At 67.0% G+C, this 17,962-nt stretch carries 13 protein-coding genes and 2 pseudogenes; 6 read left to right on the forward strand and 9 right to left on the reverse strand.

The features are described from left to right. Positions 1 to 190: 190 nt before the first annotated feature. Positions 191 to 1,030, reverse strand: a complete 840-nt coding sequence (locus H9L16_RS00120) for a hypothetical protein (protein ID WP_187552621.1) — start codon at positions 1,028 to 1,030, stop codon at positions 191 to 193. Further along, a complete protein-coding gene (locus H9L16_RS00125; RefSeq protein WP_187552622.1) occupies positions 1,030 to 1,752 on the reverse strand; it encodes a hypothetical protein in 723 nt (240 codons plus the stop codon). The genes H9L16_RS00120 and H9L16_RS00125 overlap by 1 nt, the downstream gene beginning before the upstream one ends. Positions 1,753 to 1,882: 130 nt before the next feature. Between H9L16_RS00125 and H9L16_RS00130 the strand changes: the two genes are divergently transcribed. From H9L16_RS00130 to H9L16_RS00140, 3 genes are read left to right on the forward strand one after another with little or no spacing between them, the layout of a single operon-like run. Next, entirely contained in the window at positions 1,883 to 2,386 is a 504-nt protein-coding gene (locus H9L16_RS00130) for an Lcl domain-containing protein (RefSeq protein WP_187552623.1), read from the forward strand. Then, a complete protein-coding gene (locus H9L16_RS00135; protein WP_187552624.1) occupies positions 2,383 to 3,021 on the forward strand; it encodes a DUF3592 domain-containing protein in 639 nt (212 codons plus the stop codon). The genes H9L16_RS00130 and H9L16_RS00135 overlap by 4 nt, the downstream gene beginning before the upstream one ends. Then, positions 3,018 to 3,527, forward strand: a complete 510-nt coding sequence (locus H9L16_RS00140) for a hypothetical protein (protein WP_187552625.1) — start codon at positions 3,018 to 3,020, stop codon at positions 3,525 to 3,527. The genes H9L16_RS00135 and H9L16_RS00140 overlap by 4 nt, the downstream gene beginning before the upstream one ends. A gap of 21 nt (positions 3,528 to 3,548) precedes the next feature. Here H9L16_RS00140 and asnB read toward each other — a convergent pair whose 3' ends face one another. Then, entirely contained in the window at positions 3,549 to 5,246 is a 1,698-nt protein-coding gene (gene asnB / locus H9L16_RS00145) for an asparagine synthase B (RefSeq protein ID WP_187552626.1), read from the reverse strand. A 240-nt stretch (positions 5,247 to 5,486) separates the two neighbouring features. Between asnB and H9L16_RS00150 the strand changes: the two genes are divergently transcribed. Further along, positions 5,487 to 7,850: a penicillin acylase family protein gene (locus H9L16_RS00150; protein ID WP_187552627.1), complete on the forward strand. Its 2,364-nt coding sequence runs from the start codon at positions 5,487 to 5,489 to the stop codon at positions 7,848 to 7,850. A gap of 1 nt (position 7,851) precedes the next feature. On the opposite strand, the gene dapE is transcribed toward H9L16_RS00150, so the two are convergent. From dapE to map, 5 genes and pseudogenes are all read right to left on the reverse strand, one after another. Continuing rightward, a complete protein-coding gene (gene dapE, locus H9L16_RS00155) occupies positions 7,852 to 8,988 on the reverse strand; it encodes a succinyl-diaminopimelate desuccinylase (RefSeq protein ID WP_187552628.1) in 1,137 nt (378 codons plus the stop codon). A 46-nt stretch (positions 8,989 to 9,034) separates the two neighbouring features. Further along, positions 9,035 to 9,388, reverse strand: a complete 354-nt coding sequence (locus tag H9L16_RS00160) for a Spx/MgsR family RNA polymerase-binding regulatory protein (protein WP_187552629.1) — start codon at positions 9,386 to 9,388, stop codon at positions 9,035 to 9,037. A 2-nt stretch (positions 9,389 to 9,390) separates the two neighbouring features. Then, a pseudogene (gene dapD, locus H9L16_RS00165) lies at positions 9,391 to 10,191 on the reverse strand (2,3,4,5-tetrahydropyridine-2,6-dicarboxylate N-succinyltransferase); the annotation flags it as partial. 68 nt (positions 10,192 to 10,259) lie between these two features. Then, positions 10,260 to 12,893, reverse strand: coding sequence for a [protein-PII] uridylyltransferase (gene glnD, locus H9L16_RS00170; protein WP_425507207.1), 2,634 nt, complete (start codon positions 12,891 to 12,893; stop codon positions 10,260 to 10,262). Next, positions 12,890 to 13,666 carry a type I methionyl aminopeptidase gene (gene map, locus H9L16_RS00175; protein WP_187552631.1) on the reverse strand — a complete coding sequence of 259 codons (777 nt, stop codon included), beginning with the start codon at positions 13,664 to 13,666 and terminating at the stop codon, positions 12,890 to 12,892. Before map ends, glnD begins: the two co-directional genes overlap by 4 nt. A 307-nt stretch (positions 13,667 to 13,973) precedes the next feature. Between map and rpsB the strand changes: the two genes are divergently transcribed. Together rpsB and tsf are read left to right on the forward strand one after the other, a co-directional pair. Beyond that, positions 13,974 to 14,756, forward strand: coding sequence for a 30S ribosomal protein S2 (gene rpsB / locus H9L16_RS00180; RefSeq protein WP_187552632.1), 783 nt, complete (start codon positions 13,974 to 13,976; stop codon positions 14,754 to 14,756). A gap of 93 nt (positions 14,757 to 14,849) precedes the next feature. Then, the gene (tsf, locus tag H9L16_RS00185; protein WP_187552633.1) at positions 14,850 to 15,728 is read left to right on the forward strand and encodes a translation elongation factor Ts; all 879 of its coding nucleotides are present in this window, start codon (positions 14,850 to 14,852) and stop codon (positions 15,726 to 15,728) included. Positions 15,729 to 15,833: 105 nt separating this feature from the next. On the opposite strand, the pseudogene H9L16_RS00190 reads toward tsf, so the two are convergent. After that, positions 15,834 to 17,935, reverse strand: a pseudogene (locus H9L16_RS00190) (catalase). Positions 17,936 to 17,962: the final 27 nt, after the last annotated feature.

The following is a 17,962-nucleotide window of genomic DNA, read 5'->3' on the forward strand; positions in this document are numbered from 1 at the left end:
TTTGCGGGATGGCCTTCCCTTTAACGAAGCCGTAACGTGTCAGGCAGCGGGAGTAGGTACCAGGTTCCGCTGTAGAACTCGCTAAGTAACAGCACGTCTTTGCAGCACATGGGCCACGGATGGCCCTTTTTGCCGGACATCCGGCATGTCCGGCATCCAGCGGTTCAAGGTGTTCGCCACCGCCACCGGCTCATTGACGCGGAACGGTCACGTATCCCTTGCCCGCGTAGTAATCCTGCTCCAGCGACGACAGCGCACGCGCGCCGGGACCACTGCCCTGCAGGAACACGCCTCCCGACGACGAGGATGACCGCGCGGCGGTCCGCTTCTCCCGCTGCGCGGGTGGACAGCCACCGTTCCGCCGGGCGCAGTAGTCGGTGCGGGCTTCCCACGTGATCTGCTGGTGGATCGAGGCATTGATCGCCGGATCCGTTGCAGCGTCGATCATTTCCGCGCGGCCGATTTTCCCCCTGGGCCCGCGGGCGTAGAACATCTCGAAGGCGAAGTGGCTTTCCTCGAGATACAGGATTTCGATGATGTTCCCGGTCAGCCGCTGCAGTTGGGTGCGCCGATGTCCCGGGCGATCGGGGTGGACTTCCCGCAGGTAGGTCACGCGGAACGGGTTGCCGAATGCGAGCGGACCGCTGGTGAGCCGCTCCATGACGTGTTCGACATCGCCGAACACCGGGCCGGGCTGGCTGAACGTGACCGGGTCGCTGCCCTGCGGGCGCGGGCGCATTACCGTCATCCGGCAGGAGTATCCCTGCTCGCCTTTTTGGTCGACCTGGATCGGAAACGCACGGAAGAACGTCCAGCGATCGCCGATGCGCCGCGAGTAGGTATGCAGGTAGGCCTGATACGCCTGGGCCGTGGCGAGCCGGTGGAGATCGCCACCCGCCGCAGATGCCAGACAGATGTTCATGCTGCGGATCGCAAGCGATTCCGTGTTTTCGGCGGGCTGCGCCGATGTCGTGTCGGTCATTGCCAGCGTCATCAGCGCGAGCAGGCATCGCCCACCACCGGCACCCATCAGTCCTGCTCCCGCGCCAGTCCGGTCAGACGCAGCGCCTGCGGCACATGCTTCTCCACCCAACTTTTCTGGCCCGGATGCGCCGTGCAGAAGACATGCAACAGGTCGTCTCCATCGCTCACCAGGAGGTGGCGTGCCACGACGTCGCGCTCGACCCCCAGCGCTTCCAGCAGCTTGCCCCGCTGGTCGAACATGATCGCCTGCACCGGCGTGCCGGCCATGCCTGCCGGACCCGGCAACTCGACCATGCGGACATTGGCCAGCGGAGCCGATGGCTCGCGCACCTTCTGGACCAACGCATCCCGGCGCTCGCCGAGAACCCGCGGTGCCAGCACCGGCGCACCCTCGCCCAGATCGTCGAAGACCCTGCCGATCACGCTGCTACCGCAACTGATGTGCGGCTGCCCCGGATAGCGATACATCCTGGTCCGGCCATCGCCATAAGGCTCCGTCATGGTGGACGGATAGACGATCTGCCAACGCCCCTTCGGATCGGTGAAAACCGCGTCTTTCCAGACATTGCTGCCCTTCTGGGTGATCACCTGCCCCCACTGCGCCTGCGGCGGCACCGGCCACAACGCCTCGCCCGTGCGCTTGGCGCCACTCAGTTCGCGCTTGGCCGGCCCGCTCTCGTCGATCTGGTCCTGCCCAGCGACCGTCGCGCTGAAGCTCAGCAGCAACCCGGCGAGCGCCATGCGCCCGACCCATTCGATCATCGCCATCGCAAGCCCCTCCGAATCCGATCGCCCGATGCTGATCGGGCATCGCCGGCACTTCCATCCCGTGGATGAGGGATGGCGGGCGAGCGGTCTCATGCTCGACGCTGCGCATGGCCCTTGCCAGGAAACATCGATGCGCCAGTTCGCCCTGCCTGCGATCTTGCTGCTGGTACTCGCCAGCCCGGCACTGCTGGCCGCAAGCAAAGCCGGGAAAGCAAGGCCCGACGGCAGTCGCGACGTCGGTGTCCGCGATGGCGTGGCGCTGGTGGCGGCCGCGGGCGATGCGCCTCGGCAAATGCCCTGGCAGGAGGCCATCGCATGGTGCGACGAAGCGACCCTGCACGGCCGCGACGACTGGCGCCTGCCGGATGCCAGCGAGCTTGCATTGCTTCATCGACATCGCGCGGCAATCGGCGGATTCGCCGATCCCGACAAGGACGCCGCCGACCCCATGGGCTACCTGAGCATCGTGCAATCGGGCGGCAAGATCCGCTATCGGTACTGGTCATCGACGCGGACCGACGACGATGCGACCGGCATCGATTTCGAGACCGGAACGCCCGTGCAAGTCGTCGTTGCAGAGCGGGCCCCGGTTGCCTTCGGCATGCGCATCCGCTGCGTACGCGCTTCCGAATGACCCCGATCGGCCCATTCGCAGGCTTGTCGATGCTGGCCGTGACGATTCCGATGTGGCTCATCGGCATCGGACTGGTGGCGATGCTGTTGCCCCAGGCCATCATCCGGCGCATGGCCGGTAGCCGTGATCCTGTTGCGATGGGCATGCTGCCGTTTGCAACGGGGCTCACCTTGCTGGGCGTGTTGCTGGCGTGGGTGCATGCGTTCGACGGCGCGCGTGCGCTGCAGGCGCGCGATTGGCAGCGGTTGCCTGCAAAGATCGTCCGCAGCGACCTGCGTGAAGTGATGCAACCGCGTTCCACCAAGCCGGCCTGGCGTCCGGATCTGGCATACGAGTATCGCTTCAGCGGACATCTGCATCGCGGTCATCGCATCGCCTTCCGTTCCCTGTCCAGCAGCGACCGGGAAGGCTCCCGGGCATGGCTGCAAACGCAGTACCCGCTGGGCAGCGAACACGACATCCACGTGAATCCGGCGTCGCCGCAGGAGTCCGTCATCGAACGCGGTGGTTCACCGTGGACCTGGATGACGTTCGCCGCCGGGCTGGCATTGGCCGCAGCCGGCCTTCATCTGTTCCGCGTTGCGGCGCGCGATCTGCGCAAATCCACGACAGCACGCAGGCAATCCAGGCCATGAAGCGCCCGCTGTGCTGGTTGCTGGCCGCATCCGCCGCGCTGCCCGGAGCGGTACGCGCCGACGATTCGGGCGTGATCTCAGAGCGATGCCGCGCCGCGGGCGCACGCTACGCGCTGCAGTCCGACCCCGCTTTCCGGATCGACCTGGAGGTCGCCACGCGACCGGATACCGCATCGGACCTGCAATTGCGCCTGCATACGCCGCGCGCACAACATCTCTTCGCGTTCACCGTATCCAACGGCTACGCCACCACCCGCCTGTTGCCGTTCGCGGGCGATGCCGCTACCGGCATGGACACGCCACTGCCCGCCTTCCATGCGTTCGCCAGCGACATGACCATGCAGGTGGATCCGCCACAGGCGCACACCCAGGCACCCGTATGGTTGTTCGTTCCGGAACTCGGCAGCATGCTCTGGTACGGGCTGCCGGAACATGCGGACACCGCGCTGCCGGAACGCGAAGCGATGCCGACCGGCCTGTTCAAACGCGTAGCCTGCACACCCTGAAGGCATGCAAGCCCGAGCCGATCAGATGGCCGCCACCGCCTGCTCATGCACGCCCGCCACCGCGCGACCGGACGGATCCGCCATCGTGGCGAAGCTCGCATCCCAGGCGATCGCCGCCGGCGATGAACACGCGATCGACTTTCCGCCCGGCACGGTTTCCGCCGCCGCCGGCGTCGGATAGAAACGCTCGAACACGCTGCGGTAGAAATAGGCTTCCTTGGTCTGCGGCGGGTTGAACGGGAAGCGCTTGTCTGCGGCGGCGAGTTCGCGGTCGCTGACCTGCGCCTCGGCATGCGCCTTCAGCCCGTCGATCCAGCCATAGCCGACGCCGTCGCTGAATTGCTCCTTCTGCCGCCACAGGATCGATTCGGGCAGCTGGCCGTCGAAAGCCTGGCGCAGGATGCCCTTCTCCATCCGCTGCGCGTCGCTGCGAGTCTTGTCCACCATCTTCCACTTGGCGTCGATGCGCATCGCCACGTCCAGGAATTCGCGGTCCAGGAACGGCACGCGCGGCTCCACGCCCCAGGCCATCATCGACTTGTTGGCGCGCAGGCAGTCGTAGTTATGGAGGGCGTCGAGCTTGCGGATCAGTTCCTCGTGGAACTCGCGTGCGTTCGGCGCCTTGTGGAAGTACAGGTAGCCGCCGAAGATCTCGTCGCTGCCCTCGCCGGACAGCACCATCTTTACCCCCATCGCCTTGATCCGCCGCGCAAGCAGGAACATCGGCGTGGACGCGCGGATGGTGGTGACGTCGTAGGTTTCGACGTGGCGGATTACTTCCGGCAGCGCGTCCAGGCCTTCCTCGAAGGTGTACTCGAACCCGTGGTGCACGGTGCCCAGTGCCGCTGCCGCGATCTCCGCTGCGGCGAGATCCGGCGAACCCTTCAGGCCGATCGCGAAACTGTGCAGGCGCGGCCACCAGGCCTCGGTCTTGTCGCCGTCCTCGATGCGATGGCGCGCATAGCGCGCGGCGACGGCCGCGACCAGCGACGAATCCAAGCCACCGGAGAGCAGCACGCCATACGGGACGTCGGTCATCAGCTGGCGATGCACCGCGGCCTCGAAGGCTTCGCGCAATTCCTGCAGCGACACATTAACGCCATCCACCGCGTCGTAGTCGCGCCACGGGCGCTCGTAATACTTCGTCAGTTCGCCGGTCGCGGTGTCGTACCAGTGGCCGGGCGGGAACTGCGCGACATCGGCGCACTCATCCACCAGCGATTTCATTTCCGAGGCCACCCGCAGGCGACCTTCCTTGTCGTGCCCCCAGTACAGCGGGCACACGCCCAACGGGTCGCGGGCAATGAGCGCGCGCCCCTTCGCCGCATCCCACAACGCGAAGGCGAAGATGCCATTGAGCCGATTGAGGAAGCTGGCCGGTTCGTCCTCCAGGTACAGCGCGTTGATCACCTCGCAGTCCGACTCGGTCTGGAAGGCATAGTCGCGGGTCAGTTCACCCTTGAGCTGGGTGTGGTTGTAGATCTCGCCGTTGACCGCCAACGCCAACTGCTTGTCCGCGGACAGCAACGGCTGCGAACCGCCGGCCGGATCGACGATGGCCAGGCGCTCGTGCACCAGGATCGCGCCCTCGCCCAGGTACACGCCGCTCCAGTCCGGGCCGCGATGGCGCTGCCGCTGCGAGCAATCCAGCGACTGTCGTCGCAGGGCCTGGATGTCGTCGCCGGGCTGGAGCCCGAAGATGCCGAAGATCGAGCACATGGGTGGTTCCTCAGGATTCTCGAAAACAAAAAAAACCCGCACTTCGCAGTACGGGCTCAGGGGGTTGTGCGTGTGTCGCGCGCTAGCCGCCGGCCCGTCCGGGTCGATTATTCAGGCGATTGTCGTTGGCGCGCAGCGAGGTCATGGGCCGATCCTGCACCACCGCCCGGCCGCTGACAAGCGACGTTTTCGCCTGTAACGAATACGATCCGCGATCAGACCACCACCGCGGGGAACCCGATGTCCAGATGGCTCAGGCGTGGCGCACTCGCCCTGTTGGTGTTGCTCGCGACGCTCGCCCTGCTCGCCACCTGGCTGCTGCGCGGCAGCCTGCCCACGCTCGAAGGCACGCTTGCCTTGCCGGGATTGTCGGCGCCGGTATCGGTAACGCGCGACGCCAACGGCACCGTCACCATCGATGCCGCCAACGAACACGACGCCCTGCGCGCGCTCGGCTACGTGCACGCGCAGGAGCGCTACTTCGAGATGGACCTGCTGCGCCGCAACGCTGCCGGCGAGCTGGCCGCACTGTTCGGCGAGATCGCGGTGGAGAACGACAAGCGCCATCGCCTGCATCGCATGCGCGCGCGGGTCAGCCGCGACATGGATGCCATCGCCGGACCGAAACGCAGTCAGTTGCAGGCCTACACCGATGGCGTCAACGCCGGTCTGGCCGCGCTGCGCGTGCGGCCGTGGGCCTATCTGCTGCTGCGAAAACAGCCGGCTCCTTGGCGCGTCGAGGACTCGCCGCTGGTCGGCCATGCGATGTACTTCGACCTGCAGGGCGGCGACAACGCGCGCGAACTGGCACTGTGGCGGATGCGTCCGCACTTGCCACCGGCCCTCTTCGACTTGCTGGCGCACGACGGCAGCCGCTGGGATGCGCCACTGCAAGGCGAGACGCGCGGCAATGCGGTGTTGCCCGCGCCGGACGTGCTCGACCTGCGCACATTGCCGGCAAGCGCTGCATCGCCCGCAGTTCCCGAATCACCCGGCACGCCGGGCAGCAACAATTTCGCGGTGTCCGGCGCACTGACTGCGGACGGCCGTGCGATCCTGGCCGACGACATGCATCTGGGCCTGCGCGCGCCGAACATCTGGTTCCGTGCGCGCTTGCGCTACCCGGACGCCGCCGCAGCGGGCGGACGTGTCGATGTGCAGGGCGTCACCCTGCCCGGACTGCCGGCGGTGGTGGTCGGCAGCAACGGCCACATCGCGTGGGGATTCACCAACAGCTACGGCGACTACCAGGACTGGAAACTCCAGACCCCTTGCGCTGCGCAGGCATCGGCAACGGGTTGCGCACGCATCACTCGCCGCGCCGAGCGCATCGACGTCGCCGGCGGCGCGCCGGTCATCCTCGACGTGGAGGAAACCGCATGGGGTCCGGTCGCGCATCGCGAAGCCGATGGCAGCGTGTTGTCGCTGCGCTGGACCGCGCACCTGCCCGGCGCGGTGAATCTGGGACTCGGAGAATTCGCCATCGCCGGCGATCTCGACCAGGCCCTGGCGATTGCGCGGCGCACCGCGACGCCAACCCAGAACCTGTTGCTCGCCGATGCGAATGGCCAGATCGCCTGGCAATTGCTGGGACCGCTGCCGCAACGCGGCGAGGCCTGCACGCTGGCGTCGACAGTGGATGCGAGTGGCCCGGCCTGCGCCGCATGGTCGACCTCGACCGCAGCCAGCCCGACGTTGAGGTCGCCCACCGTCGACCGTCTGTGGACCGCCAACAGCCGCGTCCTCGATGGCCAGGACCTGCGCCGCGTCGGCGATGGCGGCTATGCGCTGGGTGCGCGCGCGCTGCAGATCCGCGATGGCCTGCAGGCGAAGGCACGGGTCGGCGAACGCGACCTGCTCGCGATACAGCTGGATGATCGCGCGTTGTTGTTGCAACCATGGCATGCGCTGTTGCTGGAGCGTGCGAACGCGGCGCGCACACCGGCCTTGCGCGATCTCGCAGCGGCCGCCGCGCGCTGGGAAGGGCGCGCGTCCATCGATTCGGTGAGCTTCCGCATCGTCCGCGGCTGGCGACTGGCAGTGCACAAACGCATCGCCGAAGGACTGACCTCGCCGGCACGAGACGCTTTGGGCCCGGACTTCGTCATGCCCGATTTCCCGCAACTGGAAGGCGTCGCCTGGCCGCTGGCGAGCCAGCGTCCGGCACACCTGTTGCCGCCGCCCCATGCGAGCTGGGACGCACTGTTCGAGGACGCCGCCGTGCAGGTGCGCGATGACCTCCTCGAACACGGACCACTGGCCCAACGCACCTGGGGCGAGCGCAACACCGCGGCGATCTGCCATCCGCTCGCTGCGGCGATCCCCTTGGTTGGAAGGCGCTGGCTGTGCATGCCGGCCGATCAATTGCCGGGCGACGGCGCGATGCCGCGCGTGCAGGGCCCGGCGTTCGGTGCCTCGCAACGCATGGTGGTGTCGCCCGGTCACGAAGCCGACGGCATCCTGCACATGCCCGGTGGGCAGAGCGGGCATCCGCTGTCGCCGTTCTGGGGCGCGGGCCACGCCGCATGGGTGCGCGGCGAGCCGTCGCCATTCCTGCCGGGACCTGCGCGCCACACGCTGCGCATGCAGCCCGCAGCGGATTGACTTACTCGACCAGCAGACGCTCCATCAGTCGCAGGTAGAGATCGGGCAAGCGTTCGAGGTCGGCGACGCGCACGTGTTCGTCGACCTTGTGGATGCTGGCGTTGACCGGACCCACCTCGATGCACTGCGCGCCCAGCGGCGCGATGAAGCGCGCATCCGACGTGCCACCGCCGGTGCTTTCCTCCGGGAGCGCACCACCGGCGAAGTTCGCGAGCACGTCGCGCGCGGCCATGCGCAATGCGCCTTCCGGCGTGTGGAACGGCTCGCCACCGCGATGCCAGTGCACCGAATATTCCAGGCCATGCGCGCGCAGCACCGCCTCGCATTCGGACTCCAGTTGCGCGGCGTTCCAGTGCGGGTTGTAGCGCAGGTTGAACAAGGCTTGCAGCTCGCCCGGAATGACGTTGTTCGCGCCGGTGCCGGCGTTGATGTTGCTGATCTGCAGCGAGGTCGGCGGGAAGCTTTCATGGCCCTCGTCCCATCTTTTGGCCGCGAGTTCGGCGAGTGCCGGCATCGCCTGGTGGATCGGATTGCGCGCCTTGTCAGGGTAGGCGACGTGCCCCTGGATGCCGCGCACCGTGAGCGTGGCCGACAGCGTGCCGCGCCGGCCGACCCGCAACAGGTCGCCGAGCGCATCCTTCGACGAGGGTTCGCCGGTGATGCACCAGTCGATGCGCTCGCCGCGTTCGCGGAACACGTCGGCCACGCGACGCACGCCGTCGATCGCATCGCCCTCTTCGTCCGAGGTCAACAACAAGGCAACCTTGCCGGGATGCCGCGGATGCGCGGTCACGAAGGCTTCCAGCGCGACCACGAACGCCGCCACGCTGCCCTTCATGTCCGCCGCGCCGCGCCCGTACAGCACGCCGTCGCGGATCTCCGGCAGGAACGGATCGCTCGCCCATGCTTCGCGCGGACCGGTCGGCACCACGTCGGTATGCCCCAGCAGCACGAGCACCGGGCCATCGCCCTCGCCGTGCGTCGCCCACAGGTTGTCGACCTCGCCGAAGCGCAGCGATTCGATGGCGAAACCGGCGCGTTGCAGGCGTTCGCCGATCAAGGCCTGGCAGCCGGCATCGACCGGCGTGACCGAGGGCCGCGCGATCAGATCGATCGTGAGTTGGAGTACGTCGCTCATTGCCACCCTCACCCAAGCCCTTTCCCGGAGGGAGAGGGAACCAAGATCAAATACCGAACAGCTTCTTGAACCCGTTGTCACTGAAACCCTGCGACATCGTGCCATCGTCCAGCACCACCACCGGCCGGCGCACCAGCTGCGGATATTCCTTCAGCAGCAATTTCCACTCGGCATCGCTGCCCGGCGTCTTGCGATTCGGCGCCAGCTCGCGCCAGGTCGTCGAGGACTTGTTGATCAACCCGTCCCAGCCGCCGGCGGCATCCTTCCACGCCACCAGCGTCTCCGCTGATTGCCGCTCCTCGCGGTAATCCACGAAACGATGTTCGACGCCGAAGCGCTTCAGCCAGTTCCGTGCTTTCTTGCAGGAGTCGCAGTTCTTGAGGCCGTACAGGGTCGTCATGCTCAATCCGCCAACCCGCGCAGCAACTCGTTGACGCTGGTCTTGCTGCGCGTGCGCTCGTCGACCTGCTTGACGATCACCGCGCAATACAGCGAATGCGAACCGTCCTTCGCCGGCAACTGGCCGCTGACGACCACGCTGTACGGCGGCACCGAGCCGTAGCTGACTTCGCCGGTCGCCCGGTTGTAGACGCGCGTGCTCTGGCCGAGGAACACGCCCATGCCGATCACGCTGTGGTGGCCGACGACGAAGCCTTCCACCACTTCCGAACGCGCGCCGATGAAACAGTGGTCCTCGACGATCGTCGGCGATGCCTGCAGCGGCTCGAGCACGCCGCCGATGCCGGCACCGCCGGACAGGTGGCAATGCGCGCCGATCTGCGCGCAGGAACCGACCGTGGCCCAGGTGTCGACCATCGTGCCCTCGCCCACGTAGGCGCCGATGTTGACGAAGCTCGGCATCAGCACCACGTCCTTGCCGACATGGCTTCCAGCGCGCACCACCGCGCCCGGCACCACGCGCGCACCGAGTGCGCGGAACGCGGCTTCATCGAACCCGGCGAAACGCGACGGCACCTTGTCCCAGAACGGCGACGGCGATGCATCGACCAGGCCCATGTCCTGCGTGCGGAAGTACATCAGCACCGCCTTCTTCAGCCATTCGTTGACCTGCCAGCCGCCTTGCCCGTCGGGCTCGGCGACGCGCAGCCAGCCCTGTTCCAGGCCGGCGATGGCGCGGTCCACCGCAGGTCGCGTGGTCGCGGCGATCTCGTCAGTGGTCAGCTCGGTGCGGCGCTCCCAGGCATCGTCCAGTACGGAACGCAACGCTGCGGCATCGACCACGCCGGTCAGTGGCGTGGCATCGGATTGGGTCATCGTGGCTCTCCATCGAGTGCGGCCAGCAAGGCGTCACGCAGGGCGTCGCGCTGGGCGGGTTGCAGGGTGTGGTCGTGTTCGTCGCTGACCAGGAACAAGTCTTCCGCGCGTTCGCCGAAGGTGGCGATGCGCGCGTCGTGCACGCGAAGGCGATGCTCGCGCAGCACGCGAGCGATATCGGCGAGCAGGCCGGGTCGGTCGTTGCAGACCAGGCCGATGCGGGTGCCGCCGGCGATCTCGGTGAAGTCGAGCTGCGGGGCGATGCGGAAATGCCGCAGATGGCGCGGTTGGCTGCGCCGCGCCGGCTGCAGGCAGGCCAGGTCACCAGAGAGCGCCTTGGCCAGTTGTGTTTCCACCTGCGTGGACACCGGCGCGATGCGCGTGTCCATCGGCTGCACGTGGAAGGTGTCGAAGATGGTGCCGTCGGGACCATCGAGCACGCGCGCCTGCAGCACGCCCAATCCCATGCGATCCAGCGCGATTACCAGCGCGGCGAACAAACCGTCGCGGTCGCGCATGTGCACGAACACTTCCAATCCGTCGCGGCCGGTCGGATAGCGCACGCCGACCACGGGCCGGTCGCGCGGCGCGGCGCGCATGACCCGCACCTGCCAGGCGATCTGATCCGGCCGGCTGCGCAGGAAGTTGTCGCGCGGCATGCGCGCGAACACGTCCTCCATCGAGGCATCGTCGCCGCTCGCCGACAAGAGTGCACGCGCGGCAGCGCGGTTCTCGTCGATGCGCTGCTCGGCCGCGACCGGATGCTCCAGCCCGCGACGCAGGGCCAGGCGCGTGGCGGTATGCAGGTCGGCCAGCAGGCGATCCTTCCAGTCGTTCCACAGCTTGGGGCTGGTGCCGGCGATGTCGGCGCAGGTCAGCAGGTACAGGTAGTCCAGGCGCTGGCGGTCGGCAACTTCGCCGGCGAAGCGGTGGATCACCTCGGGATCGGTGATGTCCTGCTTCTGCGCGGTCACCGACATCAGCAGGTGCTTGCGCACCAGCCATTCGATCAGCGCGGTGTCGGCCTCGGACAGGGCGTGCGCCTCGCAGAACTCGCGCGCATCGACCGCACCGAGTTCGGAATGATCGCCGCCGCGGCCCTTGCCGATGTCGTGGAACAGGCCGGCCAGCAGCAGCAATTCGGGCTTGCGCAGCGACGGCCACACCCGATGCGCGATCGAGAAGCGCGGATCGCCCTGCCCAGATGCGAACGCTGCAAGGTTCTTCAGCACCGCCAGCGTGTGCTGGTCGACGGTATAGACATGGAACAGGTCGAACTGCATGCGCCCGGAGACCTGCGCGAACGCCGGGATCCAGCGGCCCAGCACGCCAAGTCGGGCCATGCGCTCCAGCACCTTCACCGGCTGCGGTCCGCGCAGCAAGGCCATGAAGCGCGCGCGGACCGGCGATGCGACATCGATATAGGCCGGAATGCCGGGCAATGCCTGAGCGAGTTCGCGGGCGGTCTGCGAATGCAACCCATGCAACTCGCTGTCTGCAGCCCACGTCGCGAACAATGCGAAGACATTGGCGGGATCGCGCAGCAGCCAGCCCGGCGTGCGCGTGGCCAGGTAGCCGCGACGACGCTCGAAGTCGGCATCGATCTGTTCCGCCAGTGCGGTGCCGTCGAAATGTTCCTCGAAACGCTGCAGCAAACGGTCGTTGATCCGGCGCACGATCGCGGCGCTGCGATAGAAGCCCTGCATCATCTTCTCGACCGCGAGCGAGTCGCCGTCGTCGACGTAGCCAAGCCGTGTGGCCAGCAGCTTCTGGTAGTCGAAGCGCAGGCGTTCCTCGCGGCGGCCGGCGACGAGGTGCAGGCCGTAGCGCAGGCGGCACAGCGCGCGCCGCTCGCGCTCCAGCGCGATCGCTTCATCCGGGCCGAGGTGGCCCAGGCCCACCAGCGCTTCGAGGTCGCGCACGCCGAAGCTGCGCAACGCCAGCCAGCCAAGCATGTGCAGGTCGCGCAGCCCGCCCGGCCCGTCCTTGATGTTCGGCTCCAGGTTGTCCGAGGTATCGCCGAAGCGAGCATGGCGCTGGCGCTGCTCGACGACCTTGGCCTCCAGGAACGCGCGCGGCGACCACGCGCGATCCGGCGCGATCGCCGCGCGCAATGCCGCGGCTTCCTCTTCCCATGCGACCAGCGGGCGCGCTTCGATCAGCGCGGTCAGCACGGTCTGGTCGGCCGCGGCCTCGGTGCATTCGCCGGCGGAGCGCACCGCCGGGCTGGCCTGCAGGCCGGCATCCCAGAGCAAGGCGACGAAGCGCGCCAGAGCAGGTTGTGCGTTGCGCTGCACCTCGGGTTCGGCCAGCACCAGCAAGTCGATGTCGGACTGCGGGAACAGTTCGCCACGCCCGTAGCCGCCCACCGCGAACAGCGCCAGCGCATCGCCTTCCGGCATGCAGCGCTGCCAGGCATCGCGGACCAGGGTGTCGACCGCGCGGGTGCGCAGCGCGACCAGCTTGTCGGCCGGCTCGCCGGCGTCGAAGCGACGGGCGAAGCGGGCGTCGGACTGCACCAACCAGGCGCGCGCCGCGGCAGCCCAGGCCGGGTCGAGATCAACCGCAGGCGGGATCGCGGCGGGATCGGGAAGCGTCGCCGCTGGCAGGTCGGCGGCGGGCGTGCTCACAGGTCGTTGTCGTCGCCGGGCAGGCGGGTCAGGATCTCCGCGCCATCGGCGGTGACCGCCACGGTGTGTTCCCACTGCGCGGACAACTTGCGGTCCTTGGTGACCACGGTCCAGCCGTCCGGCAGCACGCGGGTGTGGCGGCTGCCTTCGTTGATCATCGGCTCGATGGTGAAGGTCATGCCTTCCTTCAGCACCACGCCCTGCCCCGGCTGGCCGTAGTGCAGCACCTGCGGGTCGTCGTGGTAGATCTTGCCGATGCCGTGCCCGCAGTACTCGCGGACCACGCTGAAGCGCTGGCTTTCGGCGTATTGCTGGATGGCGAAGCCGACATCGCCCAGGGTCGCGCCCGGCTTGACCGCGCGGATGCCGCGGAACATCGCCTCGCGGGTCACGTCGACCAGCCGCTGCGCCATCACCGACGGGGTGCCGACGATGTACATGCGGCTGGTGTCGCCGTGCCAGCCGTCCTTGATCACGGTCACGTCGATGTTGACGATGTCGCCGTCCTTGAGCACCTTGGCTTGGCTGGGGATGCCGTGACAGATCACGTTGTTGACGGACGTGCACACGGTCTTCGGGAAGCCGCGATAGCCGACGTTGGCCGGGATCGCCTTCTGCACGTTGACGATGTGGTCGTGGCAGATCCGGTCGAGTTCCTCGGTGGTCACGCCCGGCTTCACGAACGGCGCGACCAAATGCAGCACTTCGGCGGCGAGGCGGCCGGCCTCGCGCATCTTCTCGAGGTCGGCGGCGGTTTTCAGTTGGATGCTCATGGGCGGATTATCGCGCATCCGGGGCGGGTTTCGGCCACGAATGGGCCTGAGGTTTGCCTTGCCCGGGTTATCAGGCCATAATCCCGCTGCTTATCGCCGCCACGACGGGCGTACCGTCGAATCGCGCTTCAAAAATCCACACCTGTCGACAACCCCTGCGCCGGGGTGTCTTTCGCCGCAATGCGAAGGATTCGGACGCAGTGACGACAGGGAGGCCAAACCCCGGGATCCCGCGCACCATGCCGTCGGCATGCGGCGCAGCGCCTTCATCCAACCGGCGCGGATTCCCATCATCGGAGTTTCTGCAATGCCCCAGATCACCATGCGCCAGATGCTGGAAGCCGGCGTCCATTTCGGCCACCAGACCCGCTACTGGAACCCCAAGATGGCACCGTACATCTTCGGTGCCCGCGGCAAGATCCACATCATCAACCTCGAGAAGACCGTCCCGCTGTTCAACGACGCGATGAACTTCATCAGCGGCGTGGCGCAGAAGCGCGGCACCATCCTGTTCATCGGCACCAAGCGCAGCGCGCGCGATCCGATCAAGGAAGAAGCCGAGCGTTGCGGCATGCCGTACATGACCCAGCGCTGGCTGGGCGGTACCCTGACCAACTTCCAGACCGTCAAGAAGTCCGTGTCGCGCCTGAAGGAACTGGAAGCCGCCGAAACCGACGGCACCTTCCAGAAGCTGGTCAAGCACGAAGTGATGGGCCTGCGCCGCGAGCGCGAGAAGCTGCAGGCCAGCCTGGGCGGCATCAAGGACATGAACCGTTTGCCGGACGCCCTGTTCGTCATCGACATCGGCCATGAAGACATCGCCATCAAGGAAGCCAAGAAGCTCGGCATCCCGGTGATCGCGGTGGTCGACTCGAACTACGACCCGGCCCTGGTCGATTACGCCATCCCGGGCAACGACGACGCCATCCGCGCCGTGCAGCTGTACGCACGCGCCGCCGCCGACTCGGTGCTGGAAGGCAAGGCCGCCACCCCGTCCGCCGCGACGATCCGCGAGGAAGACTTCGCCGCCGCGCCGGAAGGCGAGGACAAGAAGCCGGCCCGCCGCGCGCCGAAGCCGAAGGCCGAGTAAGCCCCACCGACGCCGGTCATGCCGGCGTCACCTGGCCGCGCCACGCTGCGCGGCCACCGCTCTGCTCGTCATCCCACATTCAGAGGTAACCCCATGGCTGATATTTCCGCTTCCCTGGTCAAGGAACTGCGCGAGCGCACCGGCGCCGGCATGATGGAGTGCAAGAAGGCACTCACCGAAAACAACGGCGACATCGACGCTTCCGCCGAGTGGCTGCGCAAGTCCGGCCTGGCCAAGGCCGACAAGAAGGCCAGCCGGGTCGCCGCCGAAGGCCGCATCGCGGTGGCCCAGGCCAACGGCAAGGCCGTGCTGGTCGAGATCAACTCCGAGACCGACTTCGTCGCCAAGGACGTGAACTTCGTCGCCTTCACCGATGCCGTCGCGCAGGCGGCGCTGGACTCCGGCGCCACCGATGTTGAAGCACTGAAGAACGCCAAGCTCGCGTCCGGCGAGACCGTCGAGGAAGCCCGCGCCGCCGCCATCGCCAAGCTCGGCGAGAACATCCTGGTCCGTCGCATCGCCTCGATCACCACCGGCAACAACGTCGCCGCGTATTCGCACGGCGGCAAGATCGGCGTGCTGGTCGAAGTGGCCGGCGGCGACGTCGAGTTCGCGCGCGGCATCGCCATGCACGTGGCCGCGATGAACCCGCCGTACAACAAGGCGGCCGATGTGCCGGCCGACTTCGTGGCGAAGGAAAAGGAAATCGAACTGGCCAAGATGTCCGACAAGGACAAGCAGAAGCCGGCCGAAATCCTCGAGAAGATCATCGGCGGCAAGATCGCCAAGATCGTCAACGAAGTCAGCCTGTACGGCCAGCCGTACGTGCTGAATACCGACCAGAGCGTCGAGCAGGCTGCGAAGGCCGCCGGTGCCGACGTGGTGTCCTTCACCCGCCTCGCCGTCGGCGAAGGCATCGAGAAGGTCGTCGAGGACTACGCCGCGGAAGTGGCGAAGGCCATGCAGGTCTGATCGACTGTATTCGCCGTCATCCCGGCGAAAGCCTGGATCCAGCTCTTGGCTTCATGCAGAAAACCCGCCGTCGCCGGCGGGTTTTTTGTTGGGCGGGAAAACGACTCAGGGCATCGTGCGCACGTTCGGCTCGCGTGCCCACTGGCGGGTCTTCGCCAGCCTGATGAAGCGATCCACTTCGCCCGAATCGACGACGCCCGGGTCCGGCTCGATGCCGGCGGCCGGCAGGATGTGCGCGCGGGTTCCGCCGCAGGCCGCGATCGCCTTGAGATGGCCGAATGCATCGCGGAACCAGTCGAGCGCGGCCGCTTCCGTGGCGAGCATTTTCGCCGCGTCCGGTGTCAGCACGCAGGCAACCGCATCGAACAAGACCGACGGCGTGCCCGCCAGTTGCCCGTCGACCTTGCGCGGCTTGCCGCCCTTCAAGGCGACATGGCGCTTCGGCGCAACCAGCTTGACCGTGGCACCAGCAGCCTCTGCCGCCTCGCGAAGTGCGGCAACGGCCTTAGCGTCGCTGCCGTCGGCCACCAGGATGCCGACGCAGCGGCCTTCCAGGGTCGACTTCATCTTCGGGATCAGAGTGATCGCCTTCGACGTGGCCAGGTCGAGCGTCGGTGCTGCAGCCGGCGCTGCAGCCGGCATGGTGGTCATGCCCAAGCCATCGGCGACGCGCTTGGCGAGATCTTCATCGATGTTGCGCAATTGCGACACGCTGCGATCACGCACCGGATCATCTTCGACCTTGGACAGCTCGAACACGATCGCGGACGCGATGTGCGCCTGCTCGACCGGGTCTGGCTGCGCCAGAACATGCGCGGCTGGCTGTAGTGGTCGGCGAACGAGGCGGCGCGGGTGCGTCCCTTGCGGCCATCGTCCGGTGCCTGCTCGGCGAAACTGCGGAAACCGCTGGCGATCTCGCGGCCATTCGGCGTGGAACCGTCCTTGTCCAGCGATGCCGGTTCGTAAGCCACGCGCCCCTTCGGCACCTGCATCTGCATGTGCGCGTCGCGCTGGTGATGGCCGAACGGACACTTCGGCGCGTTGATCGGGATCTGGGTGAAGTTCGGACCGCCGAGGCGCGACAACTGGGTGTCCAGATACGAGAACAGACGCCCCTGCAGCAGCGGATCGTTGCTGAAGTCGATGCCGGGCACCATGTTGGCCGGGCAGAACGCGACTTGCTCGTTCTCGGCGAAATGGTTGTCCGGATTGCGGTTCAGAACCATGCGCCCAACCACCTGCAGCGGCACCAGCTCTTCCGGCACAAGCTTGGTCGGATCGAGGTGGTCGAACGGGAATTTCTCGGCCTCTTCCTCGGTGAACAACTGCACCGCGAATTCCCATTCCGGGAAGCCGCCGGACTCGATGGCCTCGTACAGATCGCGACGATGGAAGTCGTTGTCGGCGCCTTGCAGCTTCACGGCTTCGTCCCACAGCGTGGACTGCAAGCCCAGCTTCGGCCGCCAATGGAACTTGACGAAGGTGGACTCGCCCTTCGCATTGATCAATCGGAAGCTGTGGATGCCGAAGCCTTCGATCATCCGCAACGAGCGCGGGATGCCGCGGTCGCTCATCGCCCACAGCACCATGTGCAGCGTTTCCGGCGACAGCGAGACGAAATCCCAGAAGGTGTCGTGCGCACTGCCCGCCTGCGGGAAGCCGCGGTCGGGTTCCATCTTCACCGCGTGGATGAAATCTGGGAATTTCATCGCATCCTGGATGGCGAATACCGGCAGGTTGTTGCCGACCAGGTCGAAATTGCCTTCCTGCGTGTAGAACTTCACTGCGAAGCCGCGCACGTCGCGGGGCGTATCCACGCTGCCCGCGCCACCGGCCACGGTGGAGAACCGGCAGAACACCGGGACGCGGCCTTTCTCGGTCAGGAATTTCGCGGTGGTGAACTTCGTGAGCGGCTTGGTCAGCTCGAAATATCCATGCGCCGCCGAGCCGCGCGCATGCACGATCCGTTCCGGAATGCGCTCGTGGTCGAAGTGGGTGATTTTCTCGCGGAGGATGAAGTCCTCCAGCAAGGTCGGCCCGCGCGAATAAGCGCGCAGCGAGTTCTGGTTGTCGGCAACCGGAATGCCCTGTGCAGTGGTCAGTACTCCGCTCTTCGTGGTGGCCTGCTGGCGGGTTTCGCCGCCGTTGCCGGTGGTCTTGCTCGGCGGCGCGGACTTGCCGGCGGCGGGCTTTTTCTTCGTGGCCATGGGGGACTCCTGTCTGGGCTCGATCCA

The organism is Thermomonas carbonis, assembly GCF_014396975.1.
GTDB classification, from domain to species: Bacteria; Pseudomonadota; Gammaproteobacteria; order Xanthomonadales; family Xanthomonadaceae; genus Thermomonas; species Thermomonas carbonis.

Coding starts and splice junctions, on each gene's coding strand:
- H9L16_RS00160 (WP_187552629.1), bottom strand. CDS start 9,388: ATGACGACCCTGTACGGCCTCAAGAACTGCGACTCCTGCAAGAAAGCA.
- H9L16_RS00140 (WP_187552625.1), top strand. CDS start 3,018: ATGAAGCGCCCGCTGTGCTGGTTGCTGGCCGCATCCGCCGCGCTGCCC.
- H9L16_RS00150 (WP_187552627.1), top strand. CDS start 5,487: ATGTCCAGATGGCTCAGGCGTGGCGCACTCGCCCTGTTGGTGTTGCTC.
- dapE (WP_187552628.1), bottom strand. CDS start 8,988: ATGAGCGACGTACTCCAACTCACGATCGATCTGATCGCGCGGCCCTCG.
- asnB (WP_187552626.1), bottom strand. CDS start 5,246: ATGTGCTCGATCTTCGGCATCTTCGGGCTCCAGCCCGGCGACGACATC.
- map (WP_187552631.1), bottom strand. CDS start 13,666: ATGAGCATCCAACTGAAAACCGCCGCCGACCTCGAGAAGATGCGCGAG.
- H9L16_RS00125 (WP_187552622.1), bottom strand. CDS start 1,752: ATGGCGATGATCGAATGGGTCGGGCGCATGGCGCTCGCCGGGTTGCTG.
- rpsB (WP_187552632.1), top strand. CDS start 13,974: ATGCCCCAGATCACCATGCGCCAGATGCTGGAAGCCGGCGTCCATTTC.
- tsf (WP_187552633.1), top strand. CDS start 14,850: ATGGCTGATATTTCCGCTTCCCTGGTCAAGGAACTGCGCGAGCGCACC.
- H9L16_RS00120 (WP_187552621.1), bottom strand. CDS start 1,030: ATGGGTGCCGGTGGTGGGCGATGCCTGCTCGCGCTGATGACGCTGGCA.
- H9L16_RS00130 (WP_187552623.1), top strand. CDS start 1,883: ATGCGCCAGTTCGCCCTGCCTGCGATCTTGCTGCTGGTACTCGCCAGC.
- H9L16_RS00135 (WP_187552624.1), top strand. CDS start 2,383: ATGACCCCGATCGGCCCATTCGCAGGCTTGTCGATGCTGGCCGTGACG.